Source organism: Prolixibacter denitrificans (assembly GCF_003014495.1).
GTDB classification, from domain to species: Bacteria; Bacteroidota; Bacteroidia; order Bacteroidales; family Prolixibacteraceae; genus Prolixibacter; species Prolixibacter denitrificans.
In genome coordinates, this window is sequence record NZ_PYGC01000011.1 from 135,402 (window position 1) to 148,884 (window position 13,483).

Annotated in this window: 12 protein-coding genes; 5 read left to right on the forward strand and 7 right to left on the reverse strand. The window is 46.1% G+C overall.

Going from position 1 to position 13,483, the window contains the following annotated elements:
- Genes cyoB through cyoD form a run of 3 tightly spaced genes read left to right on the forward strand, consistent with a single transcriptional unit; the run spans nucleotide 1 to nucleotide 2,989 of the window.
- Nucleotides 1–1,998: a cytochrome o ubiquinol oxidase subunit I gene (cyoB, locus tag CLV93_RS17210; protein ID WP_106543454.1), complete on the forward strand. Its 1,998-nt coding sequence runs from the start codon at nucleotides 1–3 to the stop codon at nucleotides 1,996–1,998.
- A gap of 14 nt (nucleotides 1,999–2,012) precedes the next feature.
- Nucleotides 2,013–2,621, forward strand: coding sequence for a cytochrome o ubiquinol oxidase subunit III (cyoC, locus tag CLV93_RS17215; RefSeq protein WP_106543455.1), 609 nt, complete (start codon nucleotides 2,013–2,015; stop codon nucleotides 2,619–2,621).
- Nucleotides 2,622–2,665: 44 nt separating this feature from the next.
- Nucleotides 2,666–2,989 (forward strand): cytochrome o ubiquinol oxidase subunit IV, encoded by a 324-nt coding sequence (gene cyoD / locus CLV93_RS17220; RefSeq protein ID WP_106543456.1) that lies wholly within the window; start codon nucleotides 2,666–2,668, stop codon nucleotides 2,987–2,989.
- A 153-nt stretch (nucleotides 2,990–3,142) separates the two neighbouring features.
- Here cyoD and CLV93_RS17225 read toward each other — a convergent pair whose 3' ends face one another.
- The 3 genes from CLV93_RS17225 to CLV93_RS17235 form a co-directional block, all read right to left on the reverse strand.
- Entirely contained in the window at nucleotides 3,143–3,931 is a 789-nt protein-coding gene (locus tag CLV93_RS17225; protein ID WP_106543457.1) for a hypothetical protein, read from the reverse strand.
- Nucleotides 3,932–4,054: 123 nt separating this feature from the next.
- Nucleotides 4,055–5,125, reverse strand: a complete 1,071-nt coding sequence (gene rsgA, locus CLV93_RS17230) for a ribosome small subunit-dependent GTPase A (RefSeq protein WP_106543458.1) — start codon at nucleotides 5,123–5,125, stop codon at nucleotides 4,055–4,057.
- Nucleotides 5,126–5,162: 37 nt separating this feature from the next.
- Nucleotides 5,163–5,513: a winged helix-turn-helix transcriptional regulator gene (locus tag CLV93_RS17235; RefSeq protein WP_106543459.1), complete on the reverse strand. Its 351-nt coding sequence runs from the start codon at nucleotides 5,511–5,513 to the stop codon at nucleotides 5,163–5,165.
- A gap of 228 nt (nucleotides 5,514–5,741) precedes the next feature.
- Between CLV93_RS17235 and CLV93_RS17240 the strand changes: the two genes are divergently transcribed.
- Nucleotides 5,742–6,179, forward strand: a complete 438-nt coding sequence (locus CLV93_RS17240; RefSeq protein ID WP_106543460.1) for a cupin domain-containing protein — start codon at nucleotides 5,742–5,744, stop codon at nucleotides 6,177–6,179.
- Between the two features lie 236 nt (nucleotides 6,180–6,415).
- Here the strand turns inward: CLV93_RS17240 and CLV93_RS17245 are convergent, their stop codons facing one another.
- The 4 genes from CLV93_RS17245 to CLV93_RS17260 form a co-directional block, all read right to left on the reverse strand.
- On the reverse strand, nucleotides 6,416–7,627 hold the full coding sequence (locus tag CLV93_RS17245) for an aldo/keto reductase (RefSeq protein ID WP_106543461.1): 1,212 nt from the start codon (nucleotides 7,625–7,627) through the stop codon (nucleotides 6,416–6,418).
- Between the two features lie 1,435 nt (nucleotides 7,628–9,062).
- Complete coding sequence (locus CLV93_RS17250) at nucleotides 9,063–9,713, reverse strand: hypothetical protein (RefSeq protein WP_211297894.1); 651 nt, start codon at nucleotides 9,711–9,713, stop codon at nucleotides 9,063–9,065.
- A gap of 35 nt (nucleotides 9,714–9,748) precedes the next feature.
- The gene (locus CLV93_RS17255; protein ID WP_106543463.1) at nucleotides 9,749–10,243 is read right to left on the reverse strand and encodes a hypothetical protein; all 495 of its coding nucleotides are present in this window, start codon (nucleotides 10,241–10,243) and stop codon (nucleotides 9,749–9,751) included.
- On the reverse strand, nucleotides 10,240–11,187 hold the full coding sequence (locus CLV93_RS17260) for an HNH endonuclease (protein WP_106543464.1): 948 nt from the start codon (nucleotides 11,185–11,187) through the stop codon (nucleotides 10,240–10,242). The genes CLV93_RS17255 and CLV93_RS17260 overlap by 4 nt, the downstream gene beginning before the upstream one ends.
- Nucleotides 11,188–11,846: 659 nt before the next feature.
- Here CLV93_RS17260 and CLV93_RS17270 point away from each other — a divergent pair.
- Entirely contained in the window at nucleotides 11,847–12,560 is a 714-nt protein-coding gene (locus CLV93_RS17270; protein ID WP_146142059.1) for a DUF6261 family protein, read from the forward strand.
- The last annotated feature ends 923 nt before the right edge of the window (nucleotides 12,561–13,483 follow it).

Below are 13,483 nucleotides of genomic sequence, written 5' to 3' on the forward strand. Positions count from 1 at the left end.
ATGTTTGGAAAGTTGACCTTATCGGATATACCGTACAACGATCCGATCATCATGGGGGCCGTGGTCAGTTCCACGTTTTTAGCCCTGATAATTATCGGCTTAATAACCTACTTTAAAAAGTGGCCGTACCTGTGGCACGAATGGCTGACCAGTGTCGATCACAAACGTATTGGTGTGATGTACATCATTCTGGCGCTGGTGATGATGCTGCGCGGTTTCGCTGACGCGATTATGATGCGTGGACAACAGGCAATGGCGGCCGGACCTGATCCGGGCTACCTGACACCTCATCACTACGACCAGATTTTCGGTTCGCATGGTACCATCATGATCATCTTCGTGGCGATGCCTTTTGTGATTGGTTTGATGAACCTGGTAATTCCTCATCAGATTGGTGCACGCGATGTGGCCTTTCCGGTGTTGAACTCAGTCAGTTTCTGGTTGACGGTGGCCGGTGCCGGATTGATTATGATTTCACTCGGTGTGGGTGAGTTCACCAATACCGGCTGGTTCGGAATTGCACCTCTTTTCGAAAAAACATATAATCCCGGAGTGGGGGTCGACTACTGGATGTGGGCCTTCCAGATAGCGGGGGTCGGGTCGCTCCTAAGTGGGGTGAACTTCCTGGTGACCATCGTGAAGATGCGCGCACCGGGCATGACATGGATGAAAATGCCGTTGTTCACCTGGACAACCCTGACCACAAACGTATTGATGATTCTGTCGTTTCCGGTGATTACCGGTGCACTGTTCCTGCTGACGCTCGACCGTTACCTGGGCATGCACTTCTTCACCAACGGAATGGGGGGTAACATGATGATGTGGAACAACCTGTTTTGGATGTGGGGTCACCCGGAAGTATATATCGTGGTACTGCCGTCCTTCGGTATATTCTCCGAAGTGGTAGCAACGTTCTCACGTAAAAAACTCTTTGGCTACGTATCGCTGGTTTGGGCGACTGCAGCCATTATGATTCTTTCTTTCACCGTATGGTTACACCACTTCTTTACCATGGGTAACGATACGAATGTGAATATCTTCTTCGGAATAGCGACGATGGCGATTGCGATACCCACCGGGGTAAAAGTGTACGACTGGCTCTTTACCATGTATCGGGGGCGTATTACGTTTTCCACACCGATGTACTGGGTCCTGGGCTTCCTTACACTCTTTGTGATTGGAGGAATGACCGGAGTGCTAATGGCAATACCGCCGGCTGACTTCGTCGTACACAACAGTCTGTTCCTGATTGCTCACTTCCATAATATGCTGATTCCGGGCGCACTGTTCGGCTACTTCGCCGGATTTGCCTACTGGTTCCCGAAAGTATTCGGTTTCCGTCTCGATGAGAAATGGGGCAAGCGCGCTTTCTGGGGATGGGCTGTCGGGTTCTTCGTAGCATTTATGCCGCTGTATGTACTCGGATTCATGGGAATGCCGCGTCGTATGGCACACTACGATAACATGGCATGGCAACCCTGGTTGATTGTGGCTGCTGTCGGTGCCCTGATTGTCGGTGCCGGTATCCTATCGCAGTTGATTCAGATTTATATCAGTATTCGCGACCGCAAGAAAAACGTCGACCTGACCGGTGACTCCTGGGAAAACGGTCGTACACTGGAGTGGATGAGTTCTTCGCCACCCCCGGTATATAACTTTGCAGTGATTCCGAAAGTAGATGAGCTTGACGAATGGTGGGCCATGAAAGAGAATGGCACCGCTTATCAGCGTCCGGCTGAATATCACGATATTCACATGCCGAAGAATGTAGCCCGCGGACCGATTATCGGTGGTTTGGTTCTGGCCTTTGGATTTGCCATGGTTTGGTACATCTGGTGGTTGGCTATTGCTGCCATGATTGGCATTATTGCTACCGTGATTATCGGCTCATCACACGACGATGAGGAATATGTTATTCCGGCTGCCGAAGTGAAACGTATCGAAGACGAACGTTTCGAGCAACTGGCTGCTGCCATGGAAGAAAAGAAGAATAACTAAAAAATCAGACAGTAATGAATAACGTTTCACAAAACGCAGTACATACAGCAGACGCGGAACATCCCAATCATGCTGAGATTCGGACCTTCGGGTTCTGGATTTACCTCATGAGTGACCTGGTTCTGTTTTCTGTGCTCTTTGCTACCTATGCGGTAATCGGTTTCAACAGCGCCGGTGGCCCCACAGGAAAAGATTTGTTCGACATACCTTACCTGTTTGTCGAAACCATGTTCCTGTTGCTGAGTAGTGTGGCTTTCGGCTTTACGATGATTGCCATGCACAACAACAAAAAACAACGGGTTATCATTGGCTTAATCGTCACCGCCTTGCTTGGACTTGGCTTCATCGGGATGGAGATCCACGAATTCGTTTCGATGATTGGTGAAGGAGCCGGACCTGATCGCAGTGGTTTCCTTTCCGCCTTCTTTACGTTGGTTGGAACCCACGGTGCTCACGTAACCTTCGGACTCATCTGGATTGCTACCATGATTGGGCAGATTGCCAAATCGGGCATTACCGAAGGTATCAGCTCCCGTATGATGCGCCTCAGCCTTTTCTGGCACTTCCTGGACATTGTCTGGATTGGCGTATTCAGCTTTGTTTACCTGTTGCACGTTGTGTAACGTCTTTGACGAATTTGATTGTAAAAAATTAAAAAAGACATATTATGAGTCAAGCACATAACGAAGAGATGGGAGCTAAGATTACCACGAAAGCCTATGTAGTAGGTTTTATCCTGGCCTTGCTGCTTACCATCGTATCATTCGGAATGGCTATGAGCGGAGCGTTCAGCCGCACGGCGACCATTGTGGGATTGTTTATTGCAGCCTTTGCCCAGATGGTGGTACACCTGCACTACTTCCTGCACCTCGACCGTTCATCGGCGCAGCGCTGGAACGTGATTGCCCTGCTGTTTACCGCCCTGTTGTTGTTTATCTTCGTAGGCGGAACGCTTTGGGTAATGTATACGCTCAACGCACGAATGATGTAAAAATATAAAGACCAACGGGAACGGTGCAACTCGTTTGTATCCTCCCGCTGCTTTCCATTGATTATTGTTCGAAATCAAATGTAAGGACTGCTTTCTCGAAGGCGGTCCTTTTGTTTTTTATTTGTTTAGGATTTGGAGTTGAGTTTAGGGGGATTATTCCTCTTTTTTCCCAAACACGACAGGTATTATCCAGGGAAGTTGAATTCGCTTACCATGCCGGTATACCACTTCCCATTCGGGAATAGACTTAACTACCCTTGCGGCTTCCCGGTCCCGTTCTTTATCCCAGCCACGCATAACTGTTACACTGTCAATAATGCCATCGTCTGTTACATGTGAAATCTCGACATAAACCTTTGCCGGTTCATAGGGGGCATTCGTGATATTTGAGTAATCGATGTGCTCCTTAATATACTTTTTCAGCATAGCAAGGTTATCTGTGAACTTTGATCGCTTCGATTTAGAATTATCGTAGTGTTTTATTCCGGTCAGTATGCCGTTTGAAAAAATAAATTCTCGTTCAAATTCATAGGTAGACCAATAGTCAGAATGCTCATAATGCATCAATTTACCATAAGGGTTTAAAATAGAGTAATTAACCCAGTCAGCAAATATTTCACCGTCCGTTTCCCGGTCTTTGAAGATCATGGATAGATCGAAATCAGTGGAGTCTCCCTGTAACTTCAGTAAGAATAAGCTATCATTACGTAATTCCCAGTATCCAATGTATCTGCGCCAACAGGCTGTGGTGTGATTGCCATATTTTTCAAATATACTATCTGGTCGGGGATGATTAACAAAGTAGCCTTCAAGTGGATTTGCCTGGATACTCAGAGTATCTCCTTTGTAAATCAAGAAATCGGGAATTTGTGCTGTCCCGAAGGATTTCTGAAAGAATACAAAAAGAATCAGGAAGGTGAATATTGTACGAAGTGATTTCATTTGTCAGTTATCTTTTTGTTGCTGTTTGGTCCAATAGGTTTATTCGTTTTCACCGGAAAGCTAATAATTTTGATTCTGGGCATTCAGTGCTTTAAGCATGTTTTTAAGAAGGGCTCGTTTATTTTACCTTCCTTTATTCTTCATATCCTTCTTCTTATAATCCTTCACGATTTTCCCAAACTGTTTGTCCTTTTTGCGGCGTTCGGCTACCGTCGATTCGAAATGGTTTTTCTCCCGTTCCATCTTCATGTAATTCTCGTAAGCACTTTGGTCGATTTCCCCTTTCTCAACAGCCGTCAGAACGGCACAACCTGCTTCGGTAGTGTGGGTGCAATCCTTGAACCGGCACTGTTGGGCCAGGTCCATGATATCGTCGAACGTGGTTTCCAATCCGCTGGTGGTGTCAGCAATGCCTACTTCGCGCATACCTGGATTGTCGATCAGAATGCCGCCATTTTCCAGGATGGTTAACTCGCGGTGACTGGTCACATGCCTTCCTTTGTTTGTGCTTTTGCTGATAGCATCGGTTTTCATCCGGTTTTGCCCCGACAGGTTGTTCAACAGTGTCGATTTGCCTACGCCTGACGAACCCAGTAGACAATAGGTCTTTCCTTTCTCGATGACGTTGTTCAGGGCTTCGTATCCGTCACGGGTTTCGTTACTGATGGCCAGTACCGGGACATCTTTGATGCGGTGATTAATGCTCTCCGTTATTTCAGTTATTGGTTGCTCATCGATGAGATCGGTTTTCGTGAGAACGATAATAGGGCTGACGTTGGACGAGTAAGAAATGGTTAAATAGCGCTCGAGGCGGTTAAGATTGAAATCACGGTCGACGGCCTGCACCAGGAAGGCATAGTCGATATTGGCGGCGATCATCTGCACTTCGCCGGAGTGGGAGACGGCCTGCCGCTTTAACACGGAGTAGCGGGGCAATACCTGGTGAATAATGGCGAAATCGGCATCGAAAACCGTAAGGGCGACCCAATCGCCCACAGCGGGGAAATCCTCGCGGCTCCGGGCTGTAAAACGCATGTTGCCGGTGATTTCAGCCTCATATTCCCCGTCGGCGGCGCGGACGACGTACCGTTCTTTGTGCTCTGCCACAATCCGGCCAATCCCGAATTGCTCAAGTTGCAGCTCTTTTCTGGTTTCTTCAATCAGGTCAGTATAACCCAGTTCTTTCAGGTTCATGTTGGTTTGGTGTTAGGTGGTTATTATAAACAGCCTGTTATGGCATGCTTTGTTGTCCCGTAATGACGTCAAAATGTTCCCGTGCCCATTCAATCATCATCACGAGGGCCGGCATCAGTTCTTTTCCTGTTTCGGTTAACGAGTATTCCACCCGGGGTGGAATTTCCTTATGCATTTCCCGGTTAATCAAACAGTCCTCTTCCAGGCGTTTCAGGGTACTGGAAAGCATTTTCTGTGAGATGTCGGGAATAGCGTTGCGCAAATCCTTATAGCGCATGACGCCACCTTTTTGCAATGCTCTTAGAACTAACAGTGACCATTTGTCGCTCATCCGGCTCAGAATATTCCGGACTGGGCAGGTCGGGAAGTTGATATCAAGTTCTCTCATGTCATTGTTTTAACGCTATTCAAATTTAAAAAATCTCTTTTAGAGAGTAAATCCGGATTGGGATGTTACAGTTGAAATGCCGAGAAATTTTTTTGAAAAAAATAATCTTGGTAAAAGACAGGAAATCAGTAATTCTAACCAAGAGGGTGCGTAACGAACCCTCTTGCTCATATTGGCCTGATTCCTGAACTTTGAGATACACTCAATCAATAAACGGAGGATAAAACAATGAAAGAACTGTTAGTAAAAAATGTAAATGCGATTGAAGGTCGGAAAATGAACCGCAACGGAAAAGAGTTCACCATCAAACCGGTCATTCCTGCCGAAGAGGTTAGCAAGTGCCGGGTGAATTTCGTTGAAGTGGAACGGGGCCACAGCGCATTCAGTTATCATTACCATGAAGTAAACGAGGAGGTATTCTACATCATCAGCGGAGTTGGTATTGTCCGGACCATCAACGGTGATCTGAAGGTGAAAGCGGGCGATGCCATTACCTTTCCTACCGGTGAAAAAGGTGCGCACGTCATCAGCAATGGTTCGGAAACCGAAAAGCTGGTGTACATCGATTTTGACACCGCCAGTATCGCCGAGGTGGTTCATTTCCCCGATATGAACAAGGTGATGGTGACAGGGCCGTATTCGAAAGGGATGTACGACGAAGAGTAATCACAGCAACTAGCGTTGTTTAATAAGTTTATCTACTCATCCCAACCCTTCTCTAACATAGAGAAGGGCTAGCCGAATACCATTCGGATGGGGTGAGTAGATAGGATGCTTTTGCAGTGCTGTCTTCAAAACAAAAGAAACCACAGTAACCACAGAAACAATAGTAACCGCGAAGCGCAACCTGAAACCTGAAGCCTGAAACCCTTCTAACCTGTAACCAATTCCGAATGGATGCCTTATACACTCAGCAAATCAATCGGTACATCCTTCAGCCGGGCAATGTCCATCACTTTGTTGCGAACATCGAAGCGGGAAGCACAATTGACGTTGCAGACGTCACACAGGTGGCAGAGATTGTTCGACAAGTCGACCTCGGCCAGCGTATGCCAGGCCTGCTCCAGGTTCTTGTAGCCATAGGCATACATGTAACTGCGCATGATGGTCGGGATGTCGAGGTGGTGCGGACACTGCGGAATGCATTCCTGACATTGCTGGCAATACAACCCCTGCGCGTCGTAGCCGGAAGTCATGCCCAGCTCCTTCATCTCCTGCTCGGTCATTTTCAGGTTCTGAATCATTTTCAGGTTTTGCTGCACCAGTTCCACCGAGGTCATTCCCGATACGATGGACGAGATATTTTCATTCTGCAACACCCATTTCAATGCTGCATCGGTGTTGATGCCCGGACCGGTTTTGCTGCGGGCTGCTCCGGCGGTAGTCTTCATGGCCACGATGCCCATTCCGGCTTTCGCTGCACGATGAATGGCGGTGTGCATTTCTTCTAAATTCTGGGTTTTGTAGTTGTAGCCTATCATCGCCACGTCGTACACGACTGATTCGGCTGCTGCGTTGAGCGCCTCGACGGTGCCGCCATGCGAGGCAATGCCCACATACTTCACCTTACCTTGTTTCTTTAGTTGCTCGAATGTTTTCAGGACGTCCTCATTCAGGATGGTCTCTTTCTTCGAGGCAAACGGCAACAGCACGAAGTCGATGGTTTCGAGACCGAAGCGTTTGAGGCTGGCCTCAGCACTTTTCATGTACTTCTCGGCGGTGAAGTCGCTGTTGAGGGTGCCGGCGCCCTTGTTCATCTCATTGGGGATGGCGGCGGTACCTACCAGGAAGCTGTCGCGGGGCAGGCCTTTCAATCCTTCGCCCACGAGGATTTCATTGTTCCCGCGGCCATAGTAGTTGGCCGAGAAAAACAGCTTGATGCCCGATTCGTAGGCAGCCTTCACTAGTCCCGGTGAGGTGACGCCACTGGCTCCCATACTGATAAGGGGCGTGTGTACTCCGGTTTTGCCCAATGGACGGGTAGGCAAAGGTGTAGGGGTGTTGTTAATGGCGTTTCCGGAGGCATCGAGGCTGGTGCCCGAAGCCAGCAGGGCAGTTCCGGAGAGGCCCATAATACTTTTCTTCAGGAAATCACGACGATTGTTTGTTTTCATAGTCCGGTTTTTTGGTGTTTTGCCGATTCAATTGATTATTTGGTTTGTCTGAAACAGTTGGGCTCCCATGCCGGAAGCCGCCAATCCTTATGCAGGATGCAGTAGTTTGGTTTGGGCTCATCCGTTTTCGGTGGGGTGGGTGAGCCGTACCTTTTCGGTAAATGATTGTTAGCTGGCGGAAACAGTTTTTCCAGAAACGGTGTTCCAACGTTCAGGAAAAGACGAATTTAAAGATACAAATAATCGTGATTTATCGAAACGGGTTAGCTCTTTATCACGTCATTGCGAGAAGGTACGACGAAGCAATGTCTCACTTGAGAATGTTTATAGATAATTCTCTTTTCGACATCTACTCATCCCAACCCTTCTCTAACATAGAGAAGGGCTAAATCCGTTGCAGGAATGCATGGTTCAATTTCGAAATAAGGATTCCTGCCAGGAAAACAGCTATAGCCTGATAGATTATCCCGGAGGGATGACATATTGGTAGCCCCGGGTTTCAACCCGGGGATAAAAGTTTCTGAGACGGGCCGCGGTCGTGTGATGTCGCAGATTGAAACACATTTCTGATTTCGAGCGCAATGGTGATGAAGTAGCATTTATTTCTTTTGTCCTCAAGCCGGACGGGCGTTCTTGTCCTTTTGTCTTGACACAAAAGAACCAAAAGGTCAAGTCAAAGTGATCCTTCCGCCCGCGTCATGATTTTGTCTTTTCTGACCCACTGGCCAGAATTCCCGCACAAAATCATTCCCGCTCTCGCTGGCCCGGGCAACTTTGACGGGCCTACGCACCCGTCGCCTACCGGCGAAACTGTTGCCAAATAATCCCGGAGGGATGGCAGGATTGTAGAAAAGGAATCGGCTCATTGGGGAAAGCGCTCGTGCGGTAGATTTGATGGGAATGGTGTGGTTGTTTCGAGCGCAATGGTGATAGAGCAGCATCGCGGATGTTTTAGTTCGCGCTGACGTTGAGAATTATGCCGACGTGTAGGGTCAGGACATGTCCTGACCGTATTTGTACCCAATTTCGGGTTTGTATCTGTGGCGCAGGAGTGTTGGTGTTTCAATGGTGGGCAGAATGTGCGCCTCTGATTGCCACGGCAATCCAACCCCGGGTTAACACCCGGGGCTACACATATGCCAGCCCTTCGGGCTTTGAATGGCGACCCGGTATCATCGGGTCGTTTATCTGAATGGCACCTGGGGTAAATGAGGTTCATCGATAGGATATATAGGCATCATGCTGACCGGGAAATAATCCCGGAGGGATGGCAGGATTGTAGAAAAGGAATCGGCTCATTGGGGAAAGCGCTCGCGAGGTAGATTTGATTGTAATGGTGCGGTTGTTTCGAGCGGAATAGCGTTAACGTGGATAAGAACCGAACAATAGAAACAATAGTAACAACAGAAACCGCGTAGCCTAACCTGAAACCTTTTCACAAATCAATCAGCACATTCGTGCCACGGATGCCGGGTTTGTCCTTCAGGTAGGCGTAGATTTCCTTGTTACTGAAGTGGTAGGCTTCTTTCAGGCCGGCGATGATGGTGCGCAGGTAGTTCGTGCCGGGCGGGTTGATGGCTTCCGGCTGGTGGGTGGCATGGGTGAAGGTGAAGATGGGATGGCCGTTTTTATCGCCCAGGTAGAGCAGGTTGCCGTACCACCAGTTGGGGTCGATGATGAGCGAACCCTTTTCGATGGCTTTTTCGAGGTCGATGACCAGGTTCCCGTAGAAGTCGTTTTCCTGCCGGATGACGTCGATGAATTGCCCGGCGGTGATGAGATACATGCGTCCCAGGGTGTGGGCCTGTTCATTGGGTTCGGTGCCGGTGAAAGCCACGCCGCCGTGTTGCCAGCTGCCCGATTTGCGGGCAAAGTACAGCTCCCGGTTGATGGTGATGTTCGCCTTTTCCGTGGGGAGGGTGGTATCGAAACAGCCCGGCTGCGTTTTGACAGAACCTTCCGGTTGCCCGCCACGGATGTAGCAGTGAAACCGGCTCTCCAGCATGTTGGAACCGTAACTGGCATACCAGATGTAGGGAATTTTCATAGGGTGGTTTAGAAGACGTTTTTTGTGTGAGTGACTCATCTAAATTAGTCAAGTCATTGGGTATAATCTTTTCCTTATAAATTTTTAAAATTAAGATATTTGTCAAATCTACTCTCTATGCTTTCGTAATTTGTGTTAAACCAATGTCTTAATTGTCCATTCTCCTTATTCTTTTGTTCACGTATTTCTGTTCCAATTGGATATAGCTCGGTATTCTTGAGTTCGTCTTCCGTTTGGTTTAAGTCAATGGCTTTGTCTGTTAGCTCTTCCAAAAATTGAATAATATCATCATCAAAAAGAAATTTACTTTCATTTGTGTTAAATCGAAAATCGCGAAGCACAACTGGATTTACATATACCTTTTTAACAATATTAAAGAGTAACTCTTTGGTTTCTTGAAAGATTCTATATCGTTTATTATATAATTCAAGCTTTAGTTTGTATTCTTCCAAACTCAACCTTTTTTTCTCTAGTGATTTATTTGCTTTATACTGTTGGTATGCGATGTAAGTAGCAATAATAGCAATTAGTGGAGTCAGGAAGCCGTTGAAGGTGTTTAATAGAGTCATTTGTTTATGTTATTTGGTTTTATTCTATTTCCTTTTGAACTATTGCATTTTGAGCAAAGGATTTGTGTATTCATGGGATCTAAAGCTTTATCAGGATATTTGGATCTTGGGTATATATGATCTACGGAAAGGTTTTCCATTGAACCACAAAACACGCATCTATTTTCAAGATTACCTAATGCCCAATTTCTCACTTTCCCCCAATCTGTTGAGTTGTAGAAATTATCAGATAGTACAAAGGTCAAAAAGTCGTCTTTCAGAAGTTTATCTGCCTTGTTTATTATTTTATTTTCTATTTCATGAAGTTCTGTATTAGCCTTTTCCATTTGTTTTTTTATTTCGGGAATTTCGATACTTAATAGTATGTCTTTTCTAGTAAAGTCTTCCCTAAAATATGGCCCGTTTATTAATGCTTCTTTATTTGCCTGTGACTTATATCCCTCTTTCAAATGTCTGAATCGTAACCAGCTTAAATGTCTAATGAGAATCCAACTACCAAATGATATTCCAATGGCTAAAGGCATTGATGGAGACTTTGAATAGAGGAAAAAGCCAATAAAAAGACCGATGAAAAAGGAACCTTTATATATGTAGTAGGTAAATGGTCGGTTTCTTTTAATTAAATTTTGTGTGTTTTTCTCTGTTTCTTCTGTTATACGTTCCGCGGTGTAGCGTTCAATTTCTTGTTTTAACTTCTTCTGTTCATCTATTTTATTATTCAGATTGAACTCCACAATTTTTCTATCCGCTTTGCGCTTTTTATATGATTTTAAATCAGGAGTAATTGATTTCATTATATATTTTCCATATGTAGAATGAAGGTCAAAAGCAATTGAGGGCACAACATCTCGTAGTAATTTGTAATAATAACTTCTATTTCCTGATTTAGTTTTTGAAACGTATCGTCCGGCTTTTTTTGAGTATTTGTATGGTTTGTTAGACATTAATATTCATATAAAAATTGTCACTGATAAAATTACTAGTTGTTTTACATATCCCAAACGATAGTATAAAAGTTCTTAGTATGTTTCGTAATTTGAATTGATTTTATGTATAATGATTTACTAGGTGGGTTTATCTCTCATTGCAGCCTGCTACCATTGAAAATACTCATTTTTTCATCATCAACATAATCAATTGTGCTTTGAATGCTTGTTCAAACGTTCGCGGGGGAAAATTGGAGGCGTTCGAGTAGTCGAAAACGTCGCCGGGGAAAAAAAGGAAGGTTTTCGAGTTGTCGAATGGCGTCCCCGGGCAAAAAGTGGAGCTTTTCGAATTGTCGAATGGCTCGCCCGGGCAAAAAGTGAACGTTTTCGAGTATTCGAATTGCTTCCCTGGGCAAAAAGAGAGCTTTTCGAGTTGTCGAACGGCTTCCCTGAAGAAAAGTCTGGCTTTTCGAGTATTCGAACGCCTAAACGATAAAGACGTAGATAAATGAATGGAGTGGTTCTTGGCTTATTTATGTCATAGAACATCAATGGATTGATAAAAAATTATCATAAATTAGTAAACAGTTAAACAACCAGACAGTCGAAACCCTAACTAAATTTTTTGGAAATGGTTCAGTTAACCTTTTCTTACGTCGAATTAAAAATTTTCTACCATGCTTAAGAGAATAAGTTCTAATAGCCGCTCTACGGAGGTAGGTTCGGCTATGACTCGTATGACCAAGGCGTATAACAACGCTAACCTAACTACCGACAGCTACCTGGACGAGCTAATGACCGGGCTGTCGGCTGAAAATAATCTACTCACCAAAGCGGTGGACCGCTCGAAGGCGGAATCGCAGCTGGAAGAGAAGGATGACGTGCGCGATGATAAAATCCGCTCGCTCTTTCAGTTTGTAAAAGGACAGACCGTTCATCCCGATCCGGCTATCCGCGCGGCTGCGGAAACGCTGATGGTTGTGTTCGATAAATACGGCCTGTCGATGGTGGATGATAGCTATGGTACCGAGACCACGCTGGTGAAGTCGCTGCTCGACGAATTGGGCGAGGATTCGCTGCAGGCATCCATCACGGCGGTGGCCGGTACGGCCGAACTGATTGCCCAGCTGCAGGCGGCCCAGGATGATTTTGAGGATTTCAGGGTGGAGTACCAGACCGAGAAAGGGAAGGAGGAGAAACTGGAAAATGCGACCACCATTAAGAAACGAATGGTGGGTACCATTAACAATCAACTGGTGGTGCATCTGCGGGCGATGAGCAATGTGGATGAAGCGCTGTACGGCGATTTCGTGGGGGCGGTATCGACCATTATCGCCGAGAATAACGAAGAGGTGAAGAAACGCCGCAAAAAGCCGGAACCGGCTGCATAATACCGGCCTTCGGGCCAGCTACCTTTGGGTTACGACATTGTTGGTTTGTCTTTATAAGGGGCTATTGTATAGCCGTCCGCCTCATCAGCACCGGTGAGGCGGATTTTTTTATCCATCCGCTCTATTACGGTATACATAACTTTTATGCAGTATGAATTGCGACGCGTCCTCCTCTGGAGGAGGAGTTTTTCGATGAATAATTGAAAATTGGCAATGGAAAATTTATCCTCCCCCTTTAATTCCCCCTCCAAAGGGGGACAGTACGCCAACCCACTGCAAGAATCAGCTTTACCGCAGAATAAATTATCTCCGACACCGAAAACCGACTGCTTTCGTTTATAAAAGTGGTACTGTTCGCGACGTGTCCTCCTCTGGAGGAGGTGGCCGACAGGGCGGAGGAGGATTTTTTCGATTGTCTCAACTATTTTTATGTCTTGTGGAAGATTGACAGGTAATTATCCTCCCCCTTTAATTCCCCCTCCAAAGGGGGATAGTTCGCCAACCTGCTGCAGGAATCTACTTTACCGCAGAAGAAATTATCTCCGACACCGAAAACCGACTGCTTTCGTTTATAAAAGTGGTACTGTTCGCGACGTGTCCTCCTCTAGAGGAGGTGGCCGACAGGCCGGAGGAGGATTTTTTCGATTGTCTCAACTATTTTTATGTCTTGTGGAAAACTTGCCTCTGATTGTCCTCCCCCTTTAATTCCCCCTCCAAAGGGGGACAGTACGCCAACCCACTGCAAGAATCAGCTTTACCGCAGAATAAATTGTCTCCGACACCGAAAACCGACTGCTTTCGTTTATAAAAGTGGTACTGTTCGCGACGTGTGTATCGTCCTGAAAAAAGTTTACAGGTTAGACATTTAAATTTACTTGTTTTTTATAATAGGTTTTCCATCTTTTTTTGAGTGTACCCGATCT